This is a genomic window from Frankia sp. Hr75.2 (assembly GCF_949319125.1).
Taxonomy (GTDB): domain Bacteria; phylum Actinomycetota; class Actinomycetes; order Frankiales; family Frankiaceae; genus Parafrankia; species Parafrankia soli.
Genome location: NZ_CASGGV010000283.1, coordinates 1 through 26,627 on the forward strand (window position 1 = coordinate 1; position 26,627 = coordinate 26,627).

General features: G+C 74.4%; 25 protein-coding genes and 1 tRNA gene. 16 read left to right on the forward strand and 10 right to left on the reverse strand.

Features of this window, described 5'->3' with window-relative positions:
• Nucleotides 1–537 precede the first annotated feature (537 nt).
• Nucleotides 538–1,581, reverse strand: coding sequence for a helix-turn-helix transcriptional regulator (locus tag AC559T_RS18680; protein ID WP_020463071.1), 1,044 nt, complete (start codon nt 1,579–1,581; stop codon nt 538–540).
• Between the two features lie 447 nt (nt 1,582–2,028).
• Between AC559T_RS18680 and AC559T_RS18685 the strand changes: the two genes are divergently transcribed.
• A complete protein-coding gene (locus AC559T_RS18685; RefSeq protein ID WP_498869564.1) occupies nt 2,029–2,691 on the forward strand; it encodes a hypothetical protein in 663 nt (220 codons plus the stop codon).
• 46 nt (nt 2,692–2,737) lie between these two features.
• Here AC559T_RS18685 and AC559T_RS18690 read toward each other — a convergent pair whose 3' ends face one another.
• The 4 genes from AC559T_RS18690 to AC559T_RS18705 all read right to left on the reverse strand — a co-directional run bounded on the left by AC559T_RS18690 (nt 2,738) and on the right by AC559T_RS18705 (nt 8,684).
• Nucleotides 2,738–6,814: a helix-turn-helix transcriptional regulator gene (locus AC559T_RS18690; RefSeq protein WP_498869565.1), complete on the reverse strand. Its 4,077-nt coding sequence runs from the start codon at nt 6,812–6,814 to the stop codon at nt 2,738–2,740.
• A gap of 101 nt (nt 6,815–6,915) precedes the next feature.
• Complete coding sequence (locus AC559T_RS18695) at nt 6,916–7,401, reverse strand: ion channel (protein ID WP_071065826.1); 486 nt, start codon at nt 7,399–7,401, stop codon at nt 6,916–6,918.
• A 120-nt stretch (nt 7,402–7,521) separates the two neighbouring features.
• The gene (locus AC559T_RS18700; protein ID WP_020463075.1) at nt 7,522–7,821 is read right to left on the reverse strand and encodes a DUF4193 family protein; all 300 of its coding nucleotides are present in this window, start codon (nt 7,819–7,821) and stop codon (nt 7,522–7,524) included.
• A 485-nt stretch (nt 7,822–8,306) separates the two neighbouring features.
• A complete protein-coding gene (locus AC559T_RS18705) occupies nt 8,307–8,684 on the reverse strand; it encodes a GroES family chaperonin (protein WP_020463076.1) in 378 nt (125 codons plus the stop codon).
• 447 nt (nt 8,685–9,131) lie between these two features.
• On the opposite strand from AC559T_RS18705, the gene AC559T_RS18710 reads away from it, so the two are divergent.
• From AC559T_RS18710 to AC559T_RS18720, 3 genes are all read left to right on the forward strand, one after another.
• Nucleotides 9,132–9,806, forward strand: coding sequence for a hypothetical protein (locus tag AC559T_RS18710; protein WP_071065827.1), 675 nt, complete (start codon nt 9,132–9,134; stop codon nt 9,804–9,806).
• 236 nt (nt 9,807–10,042) lie between these two features.
• On the forward strand, nt 10,043–12,334 hold the full coding sequence (locus AC559T_RS18715; protein ID WP_498869566.1) for a hypothetical protein: 2,292 nt from the start codon (nt 10,043–10,045) through the stop codon (nt 12,332–12,334).
• Nucleotides 12,335–12,546: 212 nt separating this feature from the next.
• The gene (locus AC559T_RS18720; protein WP_368954103.1) at nt 12,547–12,978 is read left to right on the forward strand and encodes an ATP-binding protein; all 432 of its coding nucleotides are present in this window, start codon (nt 12,547–12,549) and stop codon (nt 12,976–12,978) included.
• Nucleotides 12,979–13,003: 25 nt separating this feature from the next.
• Here the strand turns inward: AC559T_RS18720 and AC559T_RS18725 are convergent, their stop codons facing one another.
• Complete coding sequence (locus AC559T_RS18725) at nt 13,004–13,813, reverse strand: hypothetical protein (RefSeq protein ID WP_498869567.1); 810 nt, start codon at nt 13,811–13,813, stop codon at nt 13,004–13,006.
• A 376-nt stretch (nt 13,814–14,189) separates the two neighbouring features.
• On the opposite strand from AC559T_RS18725, the gene AC559T_RS18730 reads away from it, so the two are divergent.
• The 3 genes from AC559T_RS18730 to AC559T_RS18740 all read left to right on the forward strand — a co-directional run bounded on the left by AC559T_RS18730 (nt 14,190) and on the right by AC559T_RS18740 (nt 17,409).
• The gene (locus AC559T_RS18730) at nt 14,190–15,266 is read left to right on the forward strand and encodes a tellurite resistance TerB family protein (RefSeq protein WP_498869568.1); all 1,077 of its coding nucleotides are present in this window, start codon (nt 14,190–14,192) and stop codon (nt 15,264–15,266) included.
• The gene (locus AC559T_RS18735) at nt 15,263–15,790 is read left to right on the forward strand and encodes an NUDIX hydrolase (protein ID WP_498869569.1); all 528 of its coding nucleotides are present in this window, start codon (nt 15,263–15,265) and stop codon (nt 15,788–15,790) included. The genes AC559T_RS18730 and AC559T_RS18735 overlap by 4 nt, the downstream gene beginning before the upstream one ends.
• 581 nt (nt 15,791–16,371) lie before the next feature.
• A complete protein-coding gene (locus AC559T_RS18740; RefSeq protein ID WP_498869570.1) occupies nt 16,372–17,409 on the forward strand; it encodes a lysylphosphatidylglycerol synthase transmembrane domain-containing protein in 1,038 nt (345 codons plus the stop codon).
• Between the two features lie 216 nt (nt 17,410–17,625).
• On the opposite strand, the gene AC559T_RS18745 is transcribed toward AC559T_RS18740, so the two are convergent.
• Together AC559T_RS18745 and AC559T_RS18750 are read right to left on the reverse strand one after the other, a co-directional pair.
• Nucleotides 17,626–18,342, reverse strand: coding sequence for a histidine phosphatase family protein (locus AC559T_RS18745; protein ID WP_112105587.1), 717 nt, complete (start codon nt 18,340–18,342; stop codon nt 17,626–17,628).
• An 80-nt stretch (nt 18,343–18,422) separates the two neighbouring features.
• Nucleotides 18,423–18,830: a DUF3618 domain-containing protein gene (locus tag AC559T_RS18750; protein WP_498869571.1), complete on the reverse strand. Its 408-nt coding sequence runs from the start codon at nt 18,828–18,830 to the stop codon at nt 18,423–18,425.
• Between the two features lie 371 nt (nt 18,831–19,201).
• On the opposite strand from AC559T_RS18750, the gene AC559T_RS18755 reads away from it, so the two are divergent.
• From AC559T_RS18755 to bcp, 5 genes are all read left to right on the forward strand, one after another.
• On the forward strand, nt 19,202–20,065 hold the full coding sequence (locus AC559T_RS18755; RefSeq protein ID WP_498869572.1) for a hypothetical protein: 864 nt from the start codon (nt 19,202–19,204) through the stop codon (nt 20,063–20,065).
• Nucleotides 20,066–20,399: 334 nt separating this feature from the next.
• Entirely contained in the window at nt 20,400–21,266 is an 867-nt protein-coding gene (locus AC559T_RS18760) for an SCO family protein (RefSeq protein WP_498869573.1), read from the forward strand.
• A 77-nt stretch (nt 21,267–21,343) separates the two neighbouring features.
• Complete coding sequence (locus tag AC559T_RS18765) at nt 21,344–21,886, forward strand: MauE/DoxX family redox-associated membrane protein (RefSeq protein WP_373693967.1); 543 nt, start codon at nt 21,344–21,346, stop codon at nt 21,884–21,886.
• Between the two features lie 48 nt (nt 21,887–21,934).
• A complete protein-coding gene (locus AC559T_RS18770; RefSeq protein ID WP_112105581.1) occupies nt 21,935–22,651 on the forward strand; it encodes a DsbA family protein in 717 nt (238 codons plus the stop codon).
• A gap of 162 nt (nt 22,652–22,813) precedes the next feature.
• Complete coding sequence (gene bcp / locus AC559T_RS18775; RefSeq protein WP_112105582.1) at nt 22,814–23,308, forward strand: thioredoxin-dependent thiol peroxidase; 495 nt, start codon at nt 22,814–22,816, stop codon at nt 23,306–23,308.
• Between the two features lie 63 nt (nt 23,309–23,371).
• Here the strand turns inward: bcp and AC559T_RS18780 are convergent, their stop codons facing one another.
• Nucleotides 23,372–23,749 carry a hypothetical protein gene (locus tag AC559T_RS18780; protein WP_248834064.1) on the reverse strand — a complete coding sequence of 126 codons (378 nt, stop codon included), beginning with the start codon at nt 23,747–23,749 and terminating at the stop codon, nt 23,372–23,374.
• A gap of 448 nt (nt 23,750–24,197) precedes the next feature.
• Here AC559T_RS18780 and AC559T_RS18785 point away from each other — a divergent pair.
• Together AC559T_RS18785 and AC559T_RS18790 are read left to right on the forward strand one after the other, a co-directional pair.
• Nucleotides 24,198–24,278 (forward strand) — tRNA-Leu (locus AC559T_RS18785).
• An 85-nt stretch (nt 24,279–24,363) separates the two neighbouring features.
• Nucleotides 24,364–24,606 (forward strand): hypothetical protein, encoded by a 243-nt coding sequence (locus tag AC559T_RS18790; RefSeq protein ID WP_498869574.1) that lies wholly within the window; start codon nt 24,364–24,366, stop codon nt 24,604–24,606.
• Here the strand turns inward: AC559T_RS18790 and AC559T_RS18795 are convergent.
• Nucleotides 24,603–25,265 (reverse strand): TetR/AcrR family transcriptional regulator, encoded by a 663-nt coding sequence (locus AC559T_RS18795; protein ID WP_112105584.1) that lies wholly within the window; start codon nt 25,263–25,265, stop codon nt 24,603–24,605. The genes AC559T_RS18790 and AC559T_RS18795 overlap by 4 nt on opposite strands.
• A 56-nt stretch (nt 25,266–25,321) precedes the next feature.
• Between AC559T_RS18795 and AC559T_RS18800 the strand changes: the two genes are divergently transcribed.
• Nucleotides 25,322–25,705, forward strand: coding sequence for a VOC family protein (locus AC559T_RS18800; protein ID WP_498869575.1), 384 nt, complete (start codon nt 25,322–25,324; stop codon nt 25,703–25,705).
• A gap of 58 nt (nt 25,706–25,763) precedes the next feature.
• Nucleotides 25,764–26,558: an alpha/beta fold hydrolase gene (locus AC559T_RS18805; RefSeq protein ID WP_498869576.1), complete on the forward strand. Its 795-nt coding sequence runs from the start codon at nt 25,764–25,766 to the stop codon at nt 26,556–26,558.
• The last annotated feature ends 69 nt before the right edge of the window (nt 26,559–26,627 follow it).

A 26,627-nucleotide genomic window follows, 5' to 3' on the forward strand; every position in this document is an offset into this window, starting at 1 on the left:
CGGCGGGCTCTGCGTCCGCCGCGGCCGGGGGGCGGCGCCGGGGGGGGGGGCCCGCCCGCGCGCGGCCCCCCCCCCCACGCCGAACATGTGACCGCGAGTTGCTTCGACGTCAGCCCGCGGCGGGTGACCGGGATGGGCGGTCCCGGTCCCGCCGGTCTCCCGTCGGGGGTGCGGACGGCCTCGGTCCGCGTGCGCCGTGGCGCGTGGCCGAGCCCTCGGACGCGCCGCGCGCCGGGCGAGCGCGGGCGCGATCCGGTGTACGTTCCACCTGGGCGCCGATCTCTCGACGTCCGGGCTATGTCGGGCCGTGGGCTGGTCCGACGACCCTGCCGGGCATGCCGGCCGGGCGTTGCTATCCGGGCGCAGGTGCCCCCGGAGGGTGCGGGTCGGGCGAACCCGCACGAACGATCATGAACAGGTTGTGCTGAGGAGAGCGATCGGCACCGGGTGGGCACCCCGCACCGCCCGCTCGTGCGCCGCCGGTCCGCGGACCCGCGAGCGCCCCGACCACGGCTGGCCGGGATACGAAGGCACCGGCTACGGGCGGGGCAGCCCCGGCGCCGGCATCGAGCCCATCTCACGCTGCCAGGCGAGCGCGAGCTGGGTGCGGTTGGAGCAACCGGTCGCCACGAGCGCGTGCGTCAGGTGGTGCTTGACCGTGTCGATGCTGATGCAGAGGGCCTCCGCCACCTGCCGGTTCGACTGGCCCTCCGCCACCAGGCGGACGACGTCGCGCTCACGGGCGGAAAGCTTCGCCGTCACGGCCGGGCCCGGGTTCACCCGGATGTAGAAGCGCAGCAGGTTGCCGAGGTGGCGGGCGAGCACGGCGCCCACGGCGCGGTCACGCGGCCCGAAGGCACCGGGCCGCGGGTCCAGCAGGGAGACGACCGCACCGACACCGCTTCCCCCGGCGAGCCTGATCAGCAGCTTCGCGTGGATCCCGTGGGCGCGCAGGAAGCGCTCCAACCGCAGCCGGACTTCGGGCCGGTCGGGCACCCCGATCTCGTCGAGCGTTACCAGGCCACGCTCCCACATCAGTCGCAGGCTCTCCGGGTCGTTGAAGACCTCGAGGCTGCGGTACCGCTCCAGGAAGGGCCCGGCCATGCGCAGCGCGAGACCGCGACCAGTCGGGCGGGCGTCCTGGAAGGTCGCCTGCGGGGACGAGCCGAGGAAGAACGCCGAGTGGCGGTAGCCGAGATGGCGGGCCATCCCGTCGAGCGCCGCCTCGCGGAACGCCGGCAGCGACGCCGCTCGTTCGCAGTCCTCGACGACGCGGAGCACGCCGCGCAGCTCCGCCGCGCCGAGCGCCAGATCCCGCGGCACCTGCGGCCCGCGGGCCGCGACCGGGGCGCGGCCGGGCAGTCCCGCCGCCACCGCGCCGGGACGGGTACGGGCGCCCGGGTGGCCCACCGCGGACGTCGCCGAGATCGGCGCGTGCCGCATCGTGGGTGCCCGGTGCGGGGCCGCCACGCCGGGCGGCCGAGAAACCCCCGCCGATGTGTCCATCGTCACGGCGAGCCGGCCGGTGGCCGGATGGCCGCTGGGGCTACCATCGGGATTGCTGAGCATTCGGTCAGTCACACATGCCTCCGGGGGCAGACCGACACCAGGTCACTGGCCGGTAGTCGCGAATCAGCCGGCGTATTTCCGGCCAAGCTGGACATGTTCGGCAAGCCTAGGGCCGCGACTACCCAGATGCCAGTCCGCGAAGCCTACTTTCTGACGCCTGATAAGCCTGGCCCGCTTATGTGAATAATGAACCTCAGTTCATGCGTCATTTCCCCGCAGGACACCGTTGATCGTCACGACTGTGACACGCACAGTCACATCAACGCAGCGCCTCCACCACCCAAAGGTGCCAGCAACCGCCCTCAAATTGGCCCGGTCCGACCACCACCTCCACCTTCGGCTGCACGCGTGTAACCGCCTGTCACAGAGGGTAGTTTTCTCACCGAGCGTATATTTGACGATCACATTCGATCACCATTGCGGTCGGCCCACGAGGCCCGCCGAAATGAGGTGAAGCGAGTGACGACCGGATTCGCGATCTTCCTCATCGCCGCGGGCGCAACGCTCCGCTATGCGTTGTCCTATCGGTTGACCGGCATCGACCTGCGGGTCCTCGGTTCGATCATCATGCTGGCCGGTGGAGCCACCCTGCTCGTCTGTCTCGGGCGCGGTCTACGCCCGCCGCGCCGCCGCCGACCGGCAGCCATTGCCGCGACGCTTCCACTTCCTCCGTTTCCCCCGCGTTCCCCCTCGGCGGATGGCACGACCGAGCGGTTCTGGCCGCAGGCCGGCACTGAACGGTTCGGGACAGAGGAGCCAACCGGATTTCGTTTCCCGGCCGCCGGACCACCCCCGGGCCAACATCCCCACGCGGGCATCCCCGCCATGTGGGAGGACCTCGGCCCCAGCGGTTTCCCCAGCCCCGCCGGGCAGGTCTACAACCCCGGGTACCCCCACGAAGGTGGTCCCGAGTGGTGGGGCGCCGGAGAGAGTCCGCCCCGCTCAGACGTCGCACCGGGGTGGTGCGACACCGGCCCGGACCTGGGCCCGCCGCAAGGCGGCGAGCCCGCCGCGGGCACCCCCGAGGAGCCCGGCGAGCACGCCCGTCACCTGCCACCGAGGGCCGTGTGGCACCTCGACGACGCGGGATGGCCCGACGAGACACACCGCCCGGCGGGCTGACGACGTGTGCCGATCCCAACAGATGCCGATCGCCACAGGTGGCCGATCACAACAGGTGAAGGGCACGCGCACGGTGGACGGCGTCCCGGCGCCTGGCGACGTCCAGCTTGCGGTAGATGCTCTTGAGGTGCGTCTTGACGGTGTTCACCGACACGTACATCTCGGCCGCGATCTCCGCGGTGGTGAGCATCGTGGGCAGGTAGCTGAGCACCGCGAGCTCGCGCTCGCTGAGCCGTTCGGCCGGCTCCGGCCGGTGCTCCCCACTCCCCGGGCGCGGCCCACCACCCACGCTCCCACCACCGGGGCCGCCTCGGCGCCGGGCGTCACCGGGGCCGCCCGCGGGCGCGCCATCGGGGCGCCACGGCCCCCGGGGCGACCCGAGCCCACCCACGCCCCCGCCACCACCACCGAAGCCGTCGCCACCGACGCGGTTGCCGTCGACGCGGTTGCCGTCGCCATCGACGCCATTGCCATCCCGGCTGAGGCCGCCGTCGTTGATACCGATGCCGCGGTCGACGCCGTTGCGGACGTCCCGACCGGATCCGGCCTGGCCCGGCGCGCCGGGCCAGGCCGGATCCGGGCCGGCGAACGACCCGGCCGGCCGCCCCGGCCCGGCGGCCGGCACCGTGGTCCGGGACCGCTGCGACATCGGCGAAGCCGGCTGCGGCACGACGACATCGGGCCCGACCACCAGGTCCGTCGGCTCCCCCGTGCGGGCCGCCGGCCCAGCACCTGACGCGGCGGGCGCCCGGGCGCCCGCCCGAGGCGGCGCGCTCCCCTGCCCCGACGCGCCGGGCCCCGCGTGCGCCGCCGCTGACCTCGACGCCGCAGGCCGAGGCGACGCGGACCCCTGCGCCGCGGACCGCGACGGCACGGGCACCGGCCGCGGCCCGGACCTCCCCGACCGGGTGAGGACGGCGACGAAGGCCGGATAGGCGTCGGTCAGCCCGGGATGGGCGAGCACCATCGCCAGCGCCTCCGTCCCCGCCTCGAAGAACGGCGCGACCATGCCCTCGTCCGCGGCGAGCGCCACCGCCCGGGCGAGCAGGCCACCGGCGCGGGCGTGGTCGTCACGCCGGGCGGCCGCGACCGCGCCGAGCACGCACGCCGCGACGAGCCCCGCGCCGCCGTCGTCGGCCCGCAGCAGCGGGGCGAGCGCCTCCTCCGCCGCGGGAACGTCGGCGCAGGCCAGGGCGCAGCGCGCCAGCGCGAGCTGGGTCTGCGGGTCCGGGGCCGCGCGGTCGGCGTCCCGCAGCAGCAGCCGGCGGGCCGCCTCCGGATTACCGGCGGCGACGAGCAGGTCCGCCTCGGCCGCCCGCCTGGCCGCCACGCACAGCGGCGGCATCGGGCCGGTCCTGGCGACGAGCAGCATCCGCCGGGCCGCGCGCACCTCGTCGGGTGATCCGTCGAGCAGGCGCAGCCGCGCGGCGCAGATCGCGGCGATCCCGCCGAGGAACGCGGGGTGGGCGGCAGTGATCGTCATCCGCGCCGCGCCCAGCCACCGGTCGGCCTCGACCGGCTCCGCACGCTGCAGGTGAACCAGCACGGCGGCCAGATACGCCTCGGGCAGTCCGGGGATGCCCCACCGCTCGCCGGATCGTGCCCCGCCGGGGACGCTGGTCGCCGCATCGGGCAGGCCGGCCAGCGCACCAGAGCGACCGGCCAGTGCTCCGGACGGGTCGGCCGCCGTGCCGACCACCGCGTACAGGTGGCTCTCGGCCTGGCGCAGCCGGCCGCGCAGCGCGTACTGGAGGGCGAGTGCCCCCAGGCAGGACACCTCGACGCCGCCGAGCCCGGCCCGCCGGGCCACCTCGGCGCCCTCGCACAGCAGGCCGGCGGCGACGGCCAGCCGGCCGAGCCACAGCTCGCCCCGGCCCCGCGCGCACAACGCGAGCGCGCGGGCCCGCTCGTCCGGCACCCGACCGGGCCTCGACGGAGCCCGCTCGGCCCCAGCCCGGTCGATCACAGCCCGGTCGATCACAGCCCGGTCGGCCGCGGCGTCCGGATCGCCCCCGGATGCCCGTGCCGGCCCGGCGGCGGCGCCCGCACGCGGTGCCGTCCCGGCGGGCGCGCCACCCGGCGGCCCGGAACGCTGCAGCCGCCGGGCCGCGGCGATCATCGCCGCCGGTTCCCCGGCAAGCTCGGCATGGTACGCCTCCACGATGTCGATCCGGTCGACGAGCGTCCGGCGGCGGGCGGCCGCCGGGCCCGACCCCGCCGCAGGCAGCTGCGCCCGCGCGGAGGACAGGCTGGCCGAACCGACCTCCAGCCGGCCGGAGCGCAGCTGTGCGACGGCCAGGACGAGATCGCACTCGGCCGACAGCCCCGCCGCCGCGGCGGGCAGCCCGGCGACCAGCGCATCGAGCTCGGGTGAGCGTCCGAACAGGACGTCCACCAGCGCCGGGCCGTCGACGAGCAGACAGGCGAGATACCACCAGTCACCAGCCCGCGACGCGTGACGGGCGGCGTCGGGTGTGCGGTCGTTCGCGGCGAACCAGAGGGCGGCGCGGAGGTTGAGCTCGCGGGGGTCCTCCTCCGGATCACGCACGAGCACACCGCGCAGCATCGACGCGAACATCCGATGGAACCGGTACCACTCCTGCGTGGTCTCAGCCGTGGCCTCCTGGGTGAGGCGATACTCCGGGCGGCCGTCCGGCAACGTGGCGACGGCCGCCGGGAGCGGACCGCCCACCCCGTCGTCCGGGTGGTCGCCGGCACCCGGGTGAGCTGTCGCAGCCGGCCCGTCCAACAGCCGGACGAGGAAGCCGCCCGGGCGCGCGAGCTCACCGAGCAGGTGCGCGGATGTCTGGGCGGACGCGGGCGCCACCGCGGAGACCGCGTGGGCGAGCGGGGCGCTGATCCGCTCCAGCACGCTCGTCCGGAGCAGGAACCGTCGGACGGGCTCCGGGTACTCCTCCAGCACCTCCGCGTGCAGGAACTCGGCGATCGCCGCCCGCGCAGCGCGGGACGGGTCGAGCTCGGCCGGCAGAGCGCCGCTCCCCGCGCGGGACGGGTCGAGCTCGGCCGGCGGGACGCCGCTGCCCGCGCGCTCGACGTCGCGGCCCGGGACCACGTCGGCCGGGACGGGGACCGGCGGGGCCGGCGCCCACTGCTCGTCCCGGCCGGCGGGCGCGCCGGGGGCCGGCCTCCGGGCTCCGCTCGACACCGCGCACGCCGCGGCCAGCCGCAGGCCGACCGCCCAGCCCTCCGTCGCGCGCCGCAGCTGGGCCGCCGCGCCGGGCGGGACGCGCAGGCCGTGGGCGGCGAGCAGTTCGACGGTCTCCGCCGTGGTGAAGGCCAGCTCCGCCGGGCCGATCTCGGTGACCCTGCCCTCGGCGCGCAGCCGGTGCACGCGCAGAATCGGCGCCCGCCCCGACAGGACGATGCGCAGGTGGCCCTCGCCCTCGCTCGCGAGCAGCTCCAGCCCGGCGAGATCATCGGGATCCCGGACGAGGTGCGCGTCGTCGAGGACCAGCACCGCCGGGGCCGGCAGCTCGGCGAGCTGGTTGACCAGCTCCCGCCGGAAGCGCTCAGGGCAGATCCAGGCGTCCGCGGCGACCAGGTGCGCGAGACGGTCCCCGGGAGGCAGGCCGGCGTCCCGGGTGAGCCCGCGCAGGATCTGCGACCACAGGGACACGGGCGGACCGGGCCACCGCGTCGTGCTCCGCGCCAACGGCAACAACGACAGCGCGGACGAAGGCGACCCCGACGGCGACGGCGACGGCGACCGCGGCCCGCTGGCCACCGGATCGCCACCTGGGTGCTCGGCGCGCGCGGTACGCCGTCCGAGCATCGGGTCGACGCGCAGCCAGACCACCGGGTGCGCGGGCCGACCCGATCGCGCCCAGTCGGCGAGCGCCATCGTCTTGCCAGCGCCGGCCGGTGCGCACACCACGGTCAGCGGCCGGTCGACCGCCTCGTCGAGCAGCGCCAGCAGCCGCGGCCGGGTCACATGCGGGACGACCGGACGCGGGGGGACCAGCCTCGTACCCACCACCGGCAGGTCGCCGGCCGGCGGCGGCTGGATGCGCGGCCGCGCGGCGGCCCCGTCTCCCCCACCGGCCCGGGGCATGGCAGACCCGGGCGTTCCGAAACGATCGTCCGGTTCGTCCGCGCCGGCCACGCACTCACCCCCACTTCCCAAACTCAGGGTAGTGGTACAGCTACTTCGAGCCACCGGCAACCGGGCGCGAGAGCGGTGTCGGAAAGAAGTACGCGCCGCCCTCAGGACGCGCGCGCCGCCCGGCGAGCCGAACTCGACGCGCGCAGCGCCGAGGCCGCGGTCGCCACGAAAAGGACGTCGAACCCCATCTGGACGGTGACGACGACCCGGGCGGCCTGACCCGTGGCGTGGATGTCCCCGAAGCCGACCGTGGTCAGCACGGTGACGGCGAAATAGAGCGCGTCGGTCTTGGTTCGGATGCCGGAGATCTGGGCGGACGCACCGACCGCCAGCGCGTAGTAGGCGGCGGCGAACAGGACGACGGTGACGCAGATCCCGGCGAACAGCCACTGCGCGCGGACCCACGCGGCAGAGACGTGCCGGGCGAAGACCACCTGCCTGGCGAGCAGGCATCCGGTCAGGATCAGGCCGAGGGCGAACAGCCCCACCCGCAGCGGGAACCACCGCCCGCCGCCGTGGCCGTAGACGGGCAGGGCGTAGTAGGCCGTCAGGCACCCGGCCAGGATCGCGGCCGCGACCGCACCCATCCGGCGTGCGGACGGCTCCGGGGGCGGGCCTGGCAAGGGCCTCGCTCCCGGAACCGCCCGTCCGGCGTCATGCGATGGACGTCCATCGCTCATGCCTGCCTGCCCGGGGCCGCGCGCGTGTCAGGCCGCGCAGTCCGCGCACACCGCCCGGCGTGGGTCGGCGAGCTGGCTGCGGTGCTGCACCAGGAAGCAGCTCGTGCAGGTGAACTCGTCCGCCTGCCGGGGCAGCACCCGCAGCGCGAGCTCCTCGTCCCTGACCTCGGCGTCGGGCAGGTCCAGCTCCGCCTCGAGCGCATCCATATCGTCGCCGAGGTCGGCCGCCGCTCCGGCGCGCTGCGCCTTCAGTGTCTCCAGGCTCTGCTCCTGGAGCTCGTCCTCCTCGACATCCGTGCTTCGCCGAGCGTCGAAGTCACGAGCCATGCGTCTCCTTACCTTTCCTCGTCCTCACAGACCGCGGCCTGTCGACACCGGCGCCGACCCCGACCACCGGATCGACCATGTGCGGTACCCGAACGACATCGGCTGATCACAATACGCAGTGGCTCTGGCCAGAGAAGTGGGCGACAAGCAGATGTCCGCGTTCCCCGCACCTGGAGCCGGTACCCACGGCCACCAGTTCGGAACGCGGATCTCCAGAGCCGAGCGAAGGATACGGGCCGAGGAGTGTCCGCACCAAGCAGGGGCAGCCCGGCGCGGTGTCACTCCCGCCACATTCGGACGCTCCGGACCACCAGGATGGCCCCGCGATGACCGGCACCGTCGGCACGACCGGTCTGTCATGGGGCGAACCGGGCCGCGACGGCGACCGGCCACACACCGCCCGTCGGTGGTGGGTCGGCCGACGCGAGAACGCCGGCGCGGCTCGGAGGTACCCCGGCGCGCTCGGACGGATCAGCGACAGCGGTTCAGAGGTAGAGGCCGGTCAGCCCGTCGTCGAGCCGCTCGGCGGCCACGGCGTGCACGTCACGCTCGCGCATCAGGATGTAGGTGGTCGAGTGCAGCTCGACCTCGGCGCGGTCCTCCGGGTCGTAGAGCACCCGGTCGGCCACCTGGATCGTGCGCACCGCCGTGCCGACGGCCACCACGTCGGCCCACGCCAGCCGCTTACCCATCTGCGCGGTGGCCGGGATCACGATGCCCGCCTTCGAGCGCCGGTCCGCGGAATCCTCCCGCGGCCGCACCAACACCCGATCATGAAGAAGCCGGATGGGCAGCGAACCACCGGACACGTCGATGCCGGCCGCGCCCCCGACACCGTTGACATCGCCGGAAACTACGCTCACACGCTCGGACCCTACTCGTCCACGGCGGCGGGACCGGCCCGATGCTTCCGATTTCCCGGTAGAGCAGGCCGTGCGGTGCTGCCGGGGCCGTCCCGCCGGGAAATCAAACTGCCCGCCAGCCGGCGGCGACACAGCGGATCCCAGCCCTCACGCTCGTCGCCGGGCGGGCGGGCGGATCATCCGCCGCGATCTCGCTCGCGCCCAGGTACACCGCGCCGACACACAGATGAATCCCACGCCTTACCCCCACCCGTGAACACAGGCATATCAACCAGCCCGGATGGGGAATGCCACCTCAACGCGGTATAAGCTGCCGCCCATCGCAGCCCGGCCCTACACGGCCGGCCGCGCAGAGGCGCCGGGGGGGAGCCCGGCCTCCAGGAGAAGCGTCCGCGTCGGAAGCCAGGTAACCGTCGACACGCACGAGCCGAGGGATGGGGCAAACCAATGGCGCTGAGAATCAGTGTGGACCTTGAGGGGCTGCGCTGGGCGGACCTCTTCCGGTTCGTCGATCTCGCTCGAAACGGCGGCATCGGGCCAGAGGACCAGGTCGACGTCATCACGTACGGCAGTGACCCGATGTCGGTCAGCCTCTCGGCGCGGATCTACCCGGCCTCCGACGGATTCCTGTCGACCGAGCAGCCGGAGATCGGTTCGGGCGAGGGCATGCGCGGATCGACGCCGCTGTCGATCGGTTCCGGAAGCACCGGGACGGGAGCGGGCTTCGGTTACGACGGCACGCCCGAGCGCGCCGCTTCGTCCAACGGCAGCCACTATCCGGCGTTCGACAACGGATCGGAGCGCCCGCCGTCCGCGGCCGGCAACCTGCCGTCGTACGGGCCCGGCGGTTATGACGGCCAGCAGGAACGGGGCACCCCGCCGCCTCCGCCGCCCCCGAGCGGCAGCCACTACCCGGCCTTCGACGGCCAGAACGAGCGGATGCCCGGCCAGAACGGCCAGTTCGCCGGCTTCGAGCCGGTCTTCGACCGCTCACAGGGCGGTAAGGACACCGGCGGCGCCGCAGGCGTGGAAAGTCCCTATATCGAGGAGTTCGCACGGCTCCAGGAGGGGCTGATGCGGCAGGTCCGCCGCGACGGCGAGGTCCGGCCCGACCGCACCTGACGCCAGCCGGCCCGGCGCTGGCCCATCTGGGCCGGACCGATCCGACCGAGCGCGGGCGCTGTGTGACGGGAGCTCCGACGGAGCGCACCGCTATCGCCACTCTGTCGCGGCAGGTGCACACAGCACTCGCTATCTGTGGAAACGGCGGACGCACATAGTGAGGACAAGGTCACCAGTTACCCGCAGTGGTGGTGCCCCCCGCACGTTTCCGCCCGCAATGGTGCATGCTGCCTTCGATGGAGGATCCGCGCGTAGTCGACGTCGAGCGGTACCACGGTCAGTTGCGCTCGGAACTCGAGATGATCGCGAACGGACCGGTACTGGCCGGCCCACGGATCGTCGAGCACATCAATTCCCTGATCACACTGATTGACCTGCACCAACCGAACGAGTTCGACCTCTGCCTCAGCTGTGACCGGCTCTGGCCCTGCGCAACCGTCGTCGCCATCACCGGTGAGCTAGCGGCCACCGAGGACGAGGTGACGCCCCGGCCGCTGCCCGAAGCCCCGGCCACGCGGTCCGGCGACGGCCGCCAGGCGGACGGGCGCCCGGCCGACCCCCGCCACGCGGCGGCGGGAGGCCCCGCCGACCAGCGCCGGCCGGACGTTCACGCGGTCGCGCCACCACCGTTCGACACGGGCTCCTACTCGACGACGACGCAGACCAGCACCGGCCAGTCGACGATGCCGCACGAACTGCCACGGGGCACGGACCCGGTCCGGCAGCGCGGCGCCCCCGGCCCGGCGGACGAGCCGATGGCCGCGCCCCGGCCGACCGGGCCGCACCGTGCGCCGCCGCCACCCTCCATGCCACCACCCTCCATGCCACCGCCGTCGCATCCGTCCGGCATGCCGCCGGGCATGCGCCCGCCGGCCGCCGTTCCGCCGGCCGCGGCCGCGGCCACCGGCGGGATGCCCACCGGCGGCTCGCGAACGGGTGGGACGCCCCTGGGCGGCGCGGGCAACGGCGCGTCCGCCCGCACCCCCGTATTCGGCGACCCGTTGGCCGGGATCCGCCGTCCGGGCGCCGGCATGCCGCCGCGGGTCGGCGGGGGGCCGCCCGGCGAGCAGGCCCCACCCGGCCGGCCGGGGCCGCCCCCCGCCGACACCGGTCGCCGCTCCGCACCGCCCGGACTTCAACCACCCGGCCTCCAGCCGCCGGGGCTCCAACCACCCGGCTTCCAGCCACCTGGACTTCAACCACCTGGGCTCCAAGCAGCCGGGCCGCCGCCGGGCACCGCCGGGCAGCCGGGACGTCCGATGTCGGCCCCCGGCTTCGAGCGAGCCCGCGAACAGCAGCTTCCCGGTGGCCCGGGCAGCCCGCCCGCGCCCGGGTTCAACCGCCCGGGCGGGCCGCCCGTGCACCGCCCCGCCGCCGGCCCGGCCGGCGGCCCGCCGACCGGGCCGATGGAGCGCCCCGGCTACAACGGCCAGCCCGGCTACAACGGGCAACCGGCGTACAACGGGCCGCCCAGCCACAACGGGCAGCCTGGCTACGCCGGGCAGCCCGGCCAGGGCCGGCAGCCAGGCCATCCCGGTTATCAGGGCCAGGTGGAGCAGTCCGGCCCGATCGCGCGGCCCGGCCTGTTCGGCCAGCCCGCGGCAACGGGCCCGGGCCGGTCCACGGGCCCGGTCTCCACCGGGCTCGGTGACCGCATGCCCGGACGAGCCCAGCACCCGGGCGATCCGTCCCGCCCCCTGCCCCACCCCGCGCAGTCCCAACCGGCGCAGCACCAGCCCGCGGCCGGCGTGTCCCGGTCCGAGCCGTCCCGGGCTCCGGCCCGTCCTGACGGTGTCGAGGCCCCGGCGGCCCAGGCCGACGGTTTCTCGGTGCCGACGTCCCGGCAGGCGCCGCCGATCTCCGGCCCGGTGGAGATGCTGCCCGCCAGCATCGCCGCCGCCCGGGCCGCGGAGCTGGCGCGCGGGCAGGCGGCCGCCGCGGCCGGACCACCGCCGCCGCGGCATCCCGACATCGTCCGCGGCCCCGAACGTGGAACCCGGCCGCCCGTCGGACGGCTCACCTCCGACCCGGCGCGCACGCGCGGCCGGCACGCGGGCCCGGACCAGCCGCGCCCTCAGGGCTCCCCGTGGAGCAGCCAGGCCGCCGAGCAGCGCCGTCCCATCTCCGTCGACGACTCCTGGGCCGGTGTCGGGCGCGGCCCGCGTGGCCAGAACGGTGACGGCGGCCAGGGCGGTCAAGGCGGCCAGCCCGGGCACGGTGGCCCGAACGGCCAGAACGGGCACGGCGGTCAGAGCCAGAACGGGCACGGCGGTCAGAACGGGTATGGCGGCGGCCAGAACGGCCAGCATCAGCCGAACGGCCAGCGGGGGTCCGGCGGCCCGGGACGTCCCGACGTCGGCGCGGTCGGCGCGGACCGTTCCCGCGGTCCGGCCGGCCCGGGCCCGGCGGACCGTGGCCCCGGCCGTGACCAGGCCTCGGACCCGTCGCTGAGCCCTGAGGTGGAGGCCGTCACAAGGGCCTGGCTCGCGCGCAAGGATTCGGTGCTCGACGGCATCGACGTCATCTGACCGCCGACCGCCATCAGGGCGGTCATCGGGGGTTGCGGCGAGTCGCGACCACCCCGCACCGGACCCGGGCCAGGCTGTGTCTCGCGCCTCCGGTCTGGCAGGACCACGCCAATCAGGTTTGAGGTCCACGCGGAGGTGGGAGGAACGCGACGCCGGCCCGGCCGTGGCAACGCGGGCAGACCGGAAACGGACAACCGCCCGGAAGGTGATGCGTGGCCGAAGCTCTGACCGCTGGCTTCGACCTGCCCGCCGATCCCCGGGCGGCCGGGCAAGCCCGCGGGCTGGTCGCCGATCTGCTCGTGTCGTGGGGCTGTGGCAACGCCGCCGAAGTCGCGAGACTGCTGGTCAGCGAGGTCGTCACGAACGCCGTTCGCTACGTGGGAGCCCGTGAGGTGCTGCGCGTGTCGATCGAGTGCCGCGGCGAGCAGGTCCGGGTCGCCGTGAGCGATGGGAGCCCGTTGCGCCCGGTACTCAAGGCCGCCCAGGACGACGACGAGTCCGGCCGCGGGATGCAGCTCGTCGCCGCGCTCGCCAGCCGGTGGGGTGTCGTCGACGATCCGCCCTCGACCGGTCCGGGCAAGCAGGTCTGGTTCGAGCTGCCGGCCGTCCGGGAGGCGGCGACGATCGGCTGCGTCCTGAGATGAGGGCGGCGGGCTCGCCCGCGGCCGCTCAGCGCCGCCGCTGGCTCCCCCGGCCGGAGTCCCCGCGACCCGCGTGATCCGTCTCGTCGTCCGGACGGCCGGCGATCAGGTCGAAGAGCCTGTCCCGGCGCGGCCGCCAGCGGGCGGCGAACCGGGCCGCGCGCCGGGCGGCCCGGTCGGCCTTGCGGGACCCTTCGGGGTAACGCCGGTGCGCCCAGGCCGAGCCGGGCCGCGCCAGGCGGACCGCCCCGACCACCGCGACCAGCGGAATGAGCAGGCCGACGACACCGAAGCCGACGCGGCCCTTGAGGAAGCTGCAGCTCACCGCCACGATGTTGATGCCGAGCACGATGATGAGGTCCCACAGCGCGAGGTGGTCTCCGGTGTCGAGGCCGTCCACGCCCAGTGGTGTCGCGCCGACGATCAGCAGTGCCGTGAACGCCGCGCCCAGGATGACCGCGTCCACCGACATCCGGCCCTGTTCGGACCAGTAGACGTCCTTCAGCCGCAGTACCAGCGCGAACTCGTCGAGGATGAGCGCCGCGCCCACGCCGAACAGAATCGCCAGCAGATCCCACCAGGGCGACCGCCCCCCCGCGGGCGAGAACGCGCCCACCCCGGCGAGCAGCACGAAGGCGATGCCGAAGATGGCGTGGTGGACGTGCACCCCGCCGACCGCGACGTTGCCCGGCCACCAGCGCACGCCCGCACGGATCATGCGCACACTCAGCCGGATGAACAGGAACGTGAGGATGAACGCGACGAGGAGCGCCAGCAACGGCTGCTTCCCAGGCTCGACGATCACCCGTTCGTAGCCGCGCGACAAAGCCGCCCACATTACGTCCCTCCTTCCGCGCCCACGGACCACACACCGGCCCGCCCACATCAACCCGGCAGCGCGCCGCCCCGGCCGCCGCGCGCCAGAGCAGCCGTGCCAGCCCGGCCCAGCGCCGCACAGCGCACCGCGACACGGCCCCACCGGCAAGCAGGCGGGCCGTCACGGCGCGTCACGGTCGGCGCCGGTCCAGTGTGCGGCCGCTCCCCCACGGCCCGGCGACGCCCGCCTTCGGCCACGCCCGGCGGCCGTCCGGCGACCCGGATCCGCGACACCGTGCCACCATTCGGCCATAGTGCGGCGAAATCTTCGGGGGGAGGTGGATGATGGCGGCGTATCAGCAGCCAGGTGACGACGGGGCGTCACGATTGGGGGCGGCATGCCGATGTCGACACAGGTCTCTCTGGAAATAGCGCTACTCATCGAGGTCGACGGCGGTCTACTGGTCCGCGCCGACGACACCGCGGGCCCGCGGTTCCCGGGCGGCTCCGCCCGGCTGGGCGAGTCGTCCCTGGACGCCGCCGAGCGGCTCCTGCGGGCCGCCCTGTCCGCGGCGGGGCGGCCCGTCTTCGCGGGCTGCGTCGAGCACAGCGAGGCGTGGCGACCCGCCCCGGCACCCAGCCCGCGCAGCTCACCCACGGACGCGACCCCGGACAGGACCCGTGCGGACGGGACACCCGGCGACACCACGCCCGCGGACAGGACACCCGGCGACACGCCCGCGGACAGGACACCCGCGGAGACGGCGGCCACGACGGACGGGACGACGTCCGCGCACACCCTGACCGTGCTCTACGCCGTAACCCTCGAGCCGGCGGGACTCGCCGGCGGGCACGCGCTTCCCCCGGGGCTGACGTTGGTCCGCCCCTACGAGAGCGATTCCGGGCCCGCGCTCACGATCCAGCCGCCCGCGGTCGGCCACGCGGCGATGTCGTGGTGGGCTGATCGGTGGCCGTCCTGGCGCGGGCTCGCGGTCGCGGACGCCGAGCCCTGGTGGACCGGCCTGCGCCAGTCGGTGCGGACCCTGCGGGCCCAGCTCACCGCCCGCCGCGAGGACGTGCGGGGCGAGGTGTTCCGGGACGCCGCGGTGGCGATGTGCGCACTGGTCGCGGCCGCCGACGGGCATGTCGACCCCGCCGAGCGTGACGCGATGGCCGCGTCCATCCAGGCCGAGGACGTGCTGGCGGACTACCCGCGGGCCGACCTGGAGCTGCTGTTCGACCTGCACGTCGCCCGGCTGCGCTCGGATCTCGCCGCCGGCCGCCGCGCGGCGATGCGCGAGATCGGCAAGGTCCGCGGTGACCCGGTTCGTTCGTGGGCGGTGCTGCGCATCGGGGCGGTGATCGGCCGGGCCGACGGGTACTTCGATCCGGCCGAGCGGCGGGTCGTCCAGGACGCCGCCGACACGCTGGGGCTTCGCTCGGGCGCGCTCGCCGTCCAGGCGGTCGGGCGATGAGCCCCGCCGACGCCGCCCGGCGGCCGCACGCGCCGGCGCCCGGGGCGCGGGCGGTGCCCGCGGGGCCGCGGCCGGGCCGGTCGCTGCACGCCCGGGTCTTCCTGACCTTCGGCGATCTCGTGGTCGTCGCCAACCATCGCGGCCAGCCCTGGTTCTTCCTGCTCGGCGGGCACGTCCCACCGGGCGAGGGGGTGGAGGAGGTGCTGCACCGCGTGCTGCGCCGGACGGCCGGCTTCGAGGTGCGCTCCCTCGACTTCGTCGGCGGCGTCGAGCATCTCGACCCCGCCGGCGGGACGTCCCAGCGCATCGATGTGGTCTTCGCGGGGGCCGTGCCGCGCTATGCGGAGTTCGGCAGCCGGATCGACGACATCGACATCGTCACCCTCCAGCCGTCCCGGCTACGGTCCGTCGAGTTCCGCCCGGCGCGTGCCGGGCGGGCGATCACCGACTGGCTGACCGACCGCCAGCCCCGCTGGTACACCGACGGGGGGTCGGCACACCCCCCGAACGGGTCTACCCACTGAGCCCTCGGGGCGGCCGGGGCCTCCCCGGCCGCCGCCCGCAGCGGCGGCACCCCACGGGCCCGTTACGGCCATCCAACTGTCACCTCCCGGGCCCTTCACAAGGAGCATACGGCCACGTCACAGTGTGTCCGGTAGGCATCGGACAGCGTTGCGGGGGGATGACTACGCCATGCTGTGGCCCGTGCGCTCCGCTGTCTCGTCCGTCCTGCTTCCCCGGTCGGCGACCTTGCTCGGCCAGCCGCACAATGAAGCACATTCAGGTGTCGTTCAGGCGTGCGCCGTAGCGTGAGCGGCGAGGCTTCCGGACACTGGGGGTAGACATCGAGATCCCGGTCGCGCTGAACGTCCCGGTCGCGCTGAACGCCGACAACGCCGCGGCTGCACCGCTTGTTCCCGGGCCGACACTGCCCCGTCACCGACGGGTCGGCGAGCGCAGGGCTCCCGCCCATGGCGAGCGTCCGACGTCCGGCCGCGGCGGGCCCCGACCCGCCAGGTCCACCGTCAAGGAGGCGCTGCTCCCGCCGGAGCGGACCGCCCCCGCCGACGCGCGCGCCGGGCGCACCGGCGGCACGCCGGCCGACGTGCCCGCGGTGCTCGGCGGGGTGGACGCCACCGGCGCCGCCGCCGTCGCCGTGGAGCTCACCCGGGCCCCCCGCGGGTTCGGCCTGCGCCGGACGCGCCTGCGTGTCCTGGCCGCCGTCGTGGTCGTCGGCGCCGTCGGCGCACTCGTCGGCACCCGGTTCCGTTCGGACGTTCTCGGCACCCTCTCCGACGTCCCCGCGCCGCGCTGGCACTGGCTCGTGGTCTGCCTGCTCGCCTCGGTGCTCTTCTACGTGGCGCACGGCGTGAGCGTGCGGGCGGCGAGCGGGCTGCGGATGAGCCTGGGCACGGCCACCGCCTCCCAGCTCGCCGCGGCCGCGGCGAACCGAGTCGTCCCGGCGGGCCTGGGCGCCATCGCCGTGCACCTGCGCTTCCTGGAACGCCGGGGGATGACCCGTCCCGCCGCGGTGGCCGCCGTGGCGTCGATCAAGGGCGCCGCGTTCCTCGTCCACCTGGCCGGGATCGCGCTCGTCGCCGGCACCCTGCGCGGCTCCGGCGTCGGCGAAGCGGTGACGGCGCCCGTCCGGATGACGGTGAACGGGATCGGAGCCGGCCCCGTCGCGGCCGGGCTCACCGTGGTCGGTGTGGGGATCGGCACCGCCGCCGCGCACCCGCGGGTGCGCACGAGGCTGCGGCCCGCGCTGCGGGGCTTCCGCGCGCACCTGGCGGTGCTCGCCCGCTCGCCCGGCCGGACGGTCGTGCTCGTGACCAGCACCGCAGCCACGAAAGCCGCACAGGTCATGGGCCTCGCCTGCGCGGTGTGGTCGTTCGAGGGCGGGCTGAGCATCGCCTCGATCACCGCCGTGTACCTGGTCGGCTCGGTTGTCGCGGGCGCGGCGCCGACAGCCGGCAGCGTCGGGGCCATCGAACCGGCGCTCGTCATCGGGCTCACCGCGTCGGGTGGCACGGCGGCGACCATGTTCGCTGCCGTCCTGGTCTTCCGCCTGATCAGCTACTGGCTGCCGATCCTGCCCGGGGTGACCGCGCTCGCGATGATGCGCCGCCGCGGCGACCTCTGAGACCCCTGCCACTGAGACCACCGCACCTGAGACCACCGCCTCGAGGACCATCACTCCTCGACGGCCGCTGCCCGGTCTTCTGACCGGCAGCGGAGCGGGCCCGAGACCACCTGGTCCCGGGCCCGCTCCCTCTCAACCAAGCCTCGTCTTCCACCGACCGCACGCCGCGGACGACCCGGATCGGCGGGCTCGCACGTGGACGATCGGCGGTTACGGTCAGTAGCGAGTCGGTGGGGCGGGACGGGCGTTGAGCTGCCGCAGCACCCGGTTCTCGTGCTCGAACCCGAGCTCCGAGACTCCCGCCGGCTCGATCACGAAGTGGGCCCCGGCCGTCGGGGGCAGGCCCAGCCACCGCGCCACCAGCACCCGGAGCATGTGGCCGTGCCCGAGCAACGCCACGTCCCCGTGCGCGAGCAGCGGCACCACCCGGCCGAGGACGAGGTCTGCGCGCCGCCCCACCTCGTCGGCGGTCTCCCCGCCCGGCACGTCACCGGTGAAGACCGTCCAGCCGGGATGATCCTCACGGATCCGCGCGGTGGTGACTCCCTCGTAGTCCCCGTAGTCCCACTCGGCGAGCTCCGGCCAGACGACGCAGTCCTCAGCTCCCGGCGCGGCGGCCTGCGCCCCGGCGGTGTCCGACAGCGCGGCCGGCGTCCCAGCGGCCTGTGTCCTGATGGTTCCCGGCTTGATGGTTCCCGGCTCGCCGGCTGGCGGGCACAGGCCCGCGATCTCGGCGGTGTGCGCCGCCCGGCGCCGCGGGCTCGTCGCGACCAGGACGAACCGCCGGCCCACCAGCGCCGCCCGCAGCGCGGCGGCCTGGCGCTCACCCTCGGCGGTGAGGGGAACGTCGGTGTGCCCGGTGTGCCGACCGGTGCGGCTCCACTCGGTCTCGCCGTGCCGGATCAGCGTGACCCGACCGGCGGGAACCACCACCGGACCTGCCGGTTCCGAGGTCACCTGCTCGCGACCCACCAGCCCCTGGCCCACCGGCTCCGAGGTCACCGCTTCCGAGGTCACCGCCTCCGGCGCCGGCGGCGGCGCGCCCCCACGAGCAGCACGACCACCGCCGTCACCAGCGCGACCCTGTCCCATCGAACCGTCCGCACCACCTGGGTCGGGCCGCCCTCGCCCGCCGCGCCGTCCGCACCCGGTGCCGAGCCGACCGTGCCCGGCAGGCCGCCGACGAGTGTGCCGGCCCCGATCGCGCGGTGCCCGGCGGACGCCGCACCGAGCGCGGACGGCGCGGCGCTACCCGGGGCGAACCGCCCGCGCAGCTCAGCCACCTTGGCCCGGACCTGCTCGTTCGCTCGTTCGGCCACCCGCTTCGGACTGACGATCTCCGCGATCGCGTCGACGGTCTCGGCCAGCTCTGCGCGGGTCTGTTCGATCTGACGCTGGATGACGGCCGGATCCTGCGGCACCGATGTCGCCCTCTCGGTTCTCTTACTGGGTGGACGGGGTCGGGCTGACGACCCGACTCGATCGTGCCAGACCAGCCCCTCCCCAGCGCGACGAAACGGCGGACCATGTCCGCGGACCTGCGGGTTCCAGGTGACCGGCGCCGCTCCGGTGGCACTTGCGAACCTGGTCAGCACCCCGGTCGGGGCGCCCCTACCGCTCGGTGTGAGTTGTCCCCGCCGACCCCTTATCGGTCGACCCCCCTCGTGGGCGGACGTCCAGCTGCCCGGGGCGGACACCGACAAGCACGCGCCACGCCCGACGACCACCAGAGCGGCTCCGGAAGCGCGTCGGCCCGATCCGGACGGGCCGGGAGCGGCACTACGCTGAAGACGTGCACGTCGGCCGGTGCGGGGCGCGGTTCACCGGCCTGGCCCACCGCCTCGCGTCCGCGGTGCTCCCAGGTCTGGCCTTCGCCGTGCCCACGGTCGCGCTCGCCCTGCTGGCCCACCTGCCGACCGCGCACACCGAAGCACCCGCGCCCGCCGGCGTGGCGCTGTCCGTCGCCGCCATCGTCGCGCTGTGCGCCGGTAGTGATCTCGCCCGCTCAGCCCACTCGGCCGGGTCACGCGGCGGCCGGCCCGGTGCCACGGCCACGGCCATAGCCACAGCCGGACGGCGCCAGGTCGGTGGTCCCCGCTCGTTCCCCGCACTGCTCGGCGTCCAGGCCGGGGTGCATGTCCTGCTGCTCGCCGGGGCCGGGCGGCCCGGGCCACCCGGCGGCACCTCACTCAAAGGCCTGCTCTGCGCGCCCGGCAGCGGCCCCGGTGGGGCGCTCGCCTCCCCCGGGCAGCTCGCGGCGGCGCTCGCCGGCCGACCGCTCGGCGCCCCGCCGACCACCGACAGCGGCGGCTTGGCCGCGGCCGCGGCGCGGCTGTCCCAGTACGGCGTCCACAGCCACGGGCTGTACGGCCAGGGCCTCCAGGGGCACGGCCTGCAGGGGCACGGCATCGCGGTGCTGCTCGCCCACGCCCTGGCGGCTGCCGCGGCCTCCTGGTGGACCAGCCGCGGCTGCCAGGTGCTGCGCGCCGCCTGCCTGACGCTCGGGTCGTGCCTGTCCGCGCTGCGGGCTCCCGTCGCACTGGTCCCGGTGCCGCGCCGGATCGTCCGCGCACCGCGCCTACACGCGCTCCGCGCACTCGACCGCCCGTGGGCGGCGACGCCGTCCCGAGGCCCGCCGGCCATCGCGAGCTGCTGAAACGGCGTAGCGACGCGACCGGCGCCAGGCGCCGCGATCCGTCCGCGCGCCCCTTCCCCACCCACCAGGCCCAACCCGACGCCCGGCCGCTGGCGCCTGGCCGCTGGCCGTCAGACCGCTGACGCCCGATCTCTGGCGTCAGATTTCTGAGGTCAGGCCGAATGTCCGTGGTCTGACCGTCGCCGGCAGGCGTTGCCCAGGCGTGGCCCCGTCGCGGGCTCAGCTCTGGGCGGTGCGCGCTGCCCGGCACGCGGTGCCCCGCGCGCTGACCACGCCAGCCCGGCGGCGCGGTGTGTGTCGGTATCGCCCAGATCTCCGCAGGAATCAGGTGTCCGTGACCAGGAATCCATCCACCATCAGCTACCTTTCCACTACCCGTCGCAGGCGGACGTCGTCCGCGCTGCTGATCGGGATCACCGTCGCGGTCAGCGCGACACTCGGCGCCTGCTCCAACGGCGGCGACGGAACCGGGGTGACGATCGTCGACGCCGGTGGAACCGACGGGGGACTACACGGCGTTGTCCCAACCGAACGCTTCGCGAAGCCGGCGCTCAACCTGACCGATACCGACGGGCGCCCCTTCGATCTTCGCGCCCGAACGCAAGGGAAGATCACTCTGCTTTTCTTCGGCTACACGATGTGCCCGGACGTCTGCCCGACCACCATGGCCGACATCGCCGCGGCCCTGGACGAGGTCGACCGGTCGGTGCGGGACCAGGTCTCGGTGGTGTTCGTCAGCACCGACCCGGACCGTGACACCGCTCCCGTCCTCGACCGCTGGCTCAGCCAGTTCGACTCGACCTTCATCGGCGTACGCGGGTCGTTCAAGGACGTGCAGGCCCAGGCCGAGGCGATCGGCGTCCCGCTGGAGGCACCGAAGGTCCAGGCGGACGGATCCGTCCTGGTCACCCATGGCAGCCAGGTCATCGCCTTCGGCCGGGACGCCCGCGCCCGCGCGCTCTACCTGGCCGGCACCCCGGTGGCCGACTACATCGCGGACCTTCCCGTCCTCACGGCCGAGACCCTCGGAACCGACCCGCGCGACGGGACCGCGACCGCGACGCCCAGGGCGACCAGCGCACCCAGGGTCACCGCGACGCCGAGGGTGACCGCGACACCAGGGTCGTCCGGGACAGCCGGGACGACGAACACCGTCCAGACCACCGGCGACAGCCGGCCGGCCCTGGTCGCCGCCGGATGACCGGGACCACGGCGGCGTCCGTTGCTTCCGGAGACGCAGGGGACGCCGGGACGCCGGGCACGCGTCGGTTCGCCCGCGTGGCCAGCACCGTCCTGCGGGTCGGCCTCGGCATCCTCTGGCTCGCCGCGGGCGCACTGAAGATCAACGACCCGGACGGCATGGTGCGGTCCGTCCGCGCGTTCCGGATCCTGCCCGAAGCGCTGGTGGACCCGGTCGCCTACGCCGTGCCGTTCGTGGAGATCGCGCTCGGCGTGCTGCTGATCGTCGGCCTCACCGTCCGGCTGGCCGCCGCCATCTCGGCGGTGCTGTTCGCCGTCTACATCGCGGCGATCGCGTCGGCGGCCGCCCGCGGCCTGCGCATCGACTGCGGCTGCTTCTCCGCGGGCGGCGATCTGACGTCCGAGGCACCCACGCACTACACCCAGGAGATCGTTCGCGACAGCGCGCTGCTGCTGGCCAGCCTGCTGCTGGCGCGGTGGCCCGCGGGCTACCTGTCGGTCGACCGGCTCCTGAACGGACCAGCACGACAGCCCCTCGACGACGAGGACGACCTTCTCGGGAGTACCCATGGCATCGCGGACGAGGAAGACATCGCGGACGTCGGCGCCGCCCGGCCGTAGCTCCGGCGGCAGCACGCCCGGCGCCCCTCAAAAGGATCGGGGCCACGCGTGACGGCCGCGGAGCGGCGGGAGAAGGTCGCGGCGGCCCGGGCGGCGGCGGCCGCCCGGGAACGACGGCGCAGGCAGCTCATCATCGGCTCGGTCGTCGCCGCCGTGCTCGTCCTGATCGGGGTGATCGGCTTCGCCGTGCAGAACTCGCGGGAGGAGTCCAAGCCGGTCGTTCTCCCGGCGAGCGCGACGGGGCCCGACAACGCGATCGTCGTCGGGAAAGCTGACGCGCCCGTCACCCTCGACTTCTACGAGGACTTCCAGTGCCCCGCCTGCGGGTCCCTGGAGAGAACCACCGGCTCGACGATCAGCGACCTCATCGACTCGGGCGACATTAAGATCAACTATCACGTCATGTCGTTCCTCGGCGACGAGTCGAAGCGGGCGGCGAACGCCAGTGCCGCCGCGGCCAACGAGGGCAAGTTCAAGGAGTTCCACGACGCCCTGTTCGTCGACCAGCCGGAGGAGCACACCGGCGGCTACCAGACCGACACCCTCATCCAGAAGGGCGCCTCGGTCGGCCTGACCTCGGACGCCTTCGTCAGCGCGGTGCGGGACGGCAAGTACGACGGCTACGTCGCGAAGGTCGACGAGGACGCCTCCCGCAGCGGCGTCACCTCGACCCCGACCGTGCTCGTCGACGGCAAGCAGCTCTCCGCCGACCAGCTGACCCCCGACGGCCTGCGCGCCGCCGTCTCCGCGGCGGCCAAGGACTGACCGGGACGTCCGAACTCCTCGGCCGGCCAGCCAATCGGTTGGCCGGCCGGTGGTCTGCCGGGTGGTCCGCCGGCCGGCCGGTCTGTGGCTGTGGGGCCGCTTCGCTCGCGATGCCACTGCCACGTTTGCCGGCCCGCCGGGGCCACGACTAGCTTCTCCGTCATGACCGAGACCGAGACCGCCACCGCTGCCCGGCTCTCCCCCGGCGACCCCGCCCCGGACTTCACCCTGCCCGACGCCGACGGCAAGGACGTCTCGCTGGCGTCGTTCCGCGGGCGCAAGGTCGTCGTCTACTTCTACCCGGCCGCGTCCACGCCCGGGTGCACCAAGCAGGCCTGCGACTTCCGCGACAACCTCGCGCTGCTCAACGACGCGGGTATCGACGTCCTCGGGATCTCACCGGACAAGCCGGCCAAGCTGGTCAAGTTCCGGGACAACGAGGGCCTCACCTTCCCGCTGCTCTCCGACCCGGAGCGGACCGTGCTCTCCGCCTACGGAGCCTTCGGCGAGAAGACGATGTACGGCAAGAAGACCATGGGCGTCATCCGCTCGACGTTCGTCATCGACGCCGAGGGCAGGATCGAGAAGGCGCAGTACAACGTTCGCGCCACCGGCCACGTCGCGAAGCTGCTGAAGGAGATCGGCCTCGCCGGCTGAAGTCGGCCGGCTGAAGTCGGCCTCGCCGGCTCTCGCGGCTGACCGCCGGTTCTCCCCCGTCACTCAGCTCGCGACCCGCAGGTCCCATCGCAGCAGCACGTTGTCCGGGCGGGCGGGATCGACCAGGACGGGCACCCGGCGGCGGAGCTGGCTCGGAATACCGCCCCGGGCGTCACCCACCGGGCTCGCGCCCGCCTCGTCCGCGGGAACGACCGCCCGGCGCGTGACCGGGTAGGGCTCCTGGCCTGGGCGCTCCACCAGCAGGTGCACCTCGGCGACGGTGCGCCCGTCGACGCGCACCCCGGTGTCGCTGACGGTGTCGATGACCGCCATGGTGGCCCGGCCGTTGTCGATCAGCCGGCGGGCCCGGTCCCGTTCCTCCCGCACCGCGGCGGGAGACTGGTCCGGCCGGTCCGGCGAGGCGTCCGCGATGGTCGTCATGAAGATCTTCCCCCAGAGGCATCCAGGCGCCCACCGGCGCAGGTACACCCTGCACCCGGACGGGGCTGCCTGTCGGTCGCGTCGGCGACACCCGCCCCCTGGGGGCACTGTTGGGTCGACGACACCTGCTTCAGCTCGTGCTCCGTGGCTTCGCTGTGCGCCGTCCTCATGAGCCAAGCGGTCATCGGCGCTGGTCACAGTCCTGTCCAGCCCACGCCATCCCAAACCCGACGAAGCCCCCAGATGCGGCACGGCAAAAGTCGACCCCGATGAGTGTGATCAACGACACCGCCGCTGACCCCCGCGGGAGTCAGCCGGAACCGATCGTCTCCCCACCCGCACCACCCCCATAGCAGCCGAGCCGCGGGCAGGATCTGGGCAGGATTCGGACGGCGCGCGCCCATCCCGGCCCCGAAGGCCGTCCCGCGGCTCGCTAATCTGGAGGGACGCGGGAGTGGCGGAATGGTAGACGCAGCAGACTTAGGATCTGCCGCCCTAGGGCGTGGGGGTTCAAATCCCCCCTCCCGCACTGCCTGACCAGGAGCGTTCCCGCAGGTCATCAGACGCTCGCCCACCGCTCCCCTTCCCGATCGTCCGGGCCGATTGGTCACGGATTGGTCACAGAGCCGCGGAAGCTGCGGTCGGGGCCGACGGGCGCGGACGCCGCGGACCGGTGGCCGGGCCGGGGCCGGGCCGGGGCCGGGCCGGGCCGGGCCGGGCCGGCCGGAGACTTCCCCGTCCTCTGTGTCGTCCTCTGTGTCGCCGGAATCGCCGGTGTGCGGCCGATGCTGGTGCGGCTGCGCGCCCCCGAGTCCCTCGACCTCGACCGCGGCGGCACCCGCCCCCTCCGCCACTAGGCCGTTGCGCCGAGCAGTGCCTGGGCGAGCAGCGTGGCCGTGGTGCTCCGCCAGAGTTCCGGCGACCAGCCGAGGGTGCCCGTGGCGACGATGTAGTTCTCGGCGCTGGTGATCAGGAAGGCGAGATCGGCGGCGTCCTCGACGGTGAGCCCCGGGCGGAGCGCCGCGCGGTCGGCGAGCAGGCCGGCGAGAGCGCGGAACGCGGCGCGGCGTTGGCCCTCGTTCACGTCCCACTGCGCCGCGAGGTCGGGATCGGTGCCGACGGTGCCGCGGACGACGGCGAGCAGCGGCGCCACCCGCCCCATGATCTCGCGGCCGCCGTTCATCCAGAGTTCGATCACCCGGACCGGGTCGGGCTCGGCGCTCAGCTCCTCGAGCCACGGCCGGTCGAGTAGCGCGACCGGCTCGTCGTCACCGACCGCGGCCACGTCGAGCGCTTCCTTGAGCAGCGTCGCCTTGTTCCCGAAGTGGAAGTAGACGGTCTGCACGGCGACGCCCGCGCGCGCCGCGACCTGGTCGAGCGTCGTCGCGCCGTAGCCCTGGTCGAGGAACAGCTCCGCCGCCGCGGCGACGATCCGCCGCCTGGTCAGCCTGGTCTTCTCGGCCCGACTCGGCTTGTCCTTGACCCGACTCGGCCCGTCCTTGACGGAATCACTCACTCGCTAGAGACTACTACAATGAGTCGCTAGAGTGAACTCTAGCCAAAGGAGGGGCCATGCCCGATCTCGCACCGATCCACCACGTGAAGATCCCGGTCAGCGACGTCCGCGCCAGCAGCGAGTGGTACCTGCGCGTGCTCGGACTGGAGGTGGCGATCGAGTTCACCGAGGACGGCGAGCTCCGTGGCGTCGCCCTCAAGACCCCGGACGGCACCACCCAAATCGCACTCCGGCACGACCCCGAGCGCGCCGCCGCCCTCTCCGGCTTCGACCTCGTCGCGCTCGGCGTCCCGACCCGGGACGGCATCCACGCCTGGGCCGACCACCTGGCCGCCCTCGACCAGAAGCACGGCGGCCTCGTCACCGGCCACCACGGCGGCACCGTCCTCGCCGGCCTCCACGACCCCGACGGCATCGAAATCCGCCTCTACGCCGACTGACCCGAGCCACAGACCGAGAACAGCCCAAGAACAACAGACCCAGAACAGGAGAATCTCCATGCGACACACCGACTCCGGCGGCGACGGCGAGCCGCTCGTCCTGATCCACGCAGCAGTCTTCGCCGACTGGTTCGTCCCGTTCGAGCGCGAGCCGGCCGTCGCCGGCCTGCGCCGGATCCGCGTCACCCGCACCGGGTACTCGGACCCCGCACCCGCCGAGCCGCTGTCGGTGGCCGACCACGCCGCCGAGTGCGCGGACCTGTTGCGCCACCTCGGGATCGAGCGGGCCCGGGTGCTCGCGCACTCCTCCGGCACCGCGGTCGCGCTGCAGCTGGCCCTCGACCACCCGGAGCTGGTCGGCGAACTCGTCCTGGTCGAGCCGCCGCTGATCGACCCGCTCCTGCCGCCGCAGGACAGGGCGACGGTCGCCGCCGCGATCGGCCCTGCTCTGGGCGCGGCGATGGGCGCCGCCGCCCAGGGCGACCTGCGCACCGCCTTCGACACCTTCCTGGCGGCGGTGTGCGGACCGGAGTACCGGTCCGTGATCGAGTCCGCCCTCGGCCGAGCCGGCCTGGAACGCGCCGAACGCGACTGCGGCTACTGCTTCACCGGCGAGATCCCCGCGCTCACCACGTGGCACTTCGACGAGGAGCTGGCGCGCCGGATCGAGCAGCCGGTCCATCTCGTCGCCGGCGGCGAGAGCCCACCTTTCACCCACCGCCTCGTCGACCACCTCGCCACGATGCTCCCCGACACCCGCACCACCGTCGTCCCCGGCGAGAACCACCTGCTCCCCCTCCGCGCTCCCACCGCCCTCGCCACCCTCCTCCCCACCCCGGCCCCCACCCCCTGACCGGTCCGACCGTGCGGCGCGCGTTCCCCCGACTCGAACCAGGTGACCGTGCCCGCGCCGCTCTCGCTG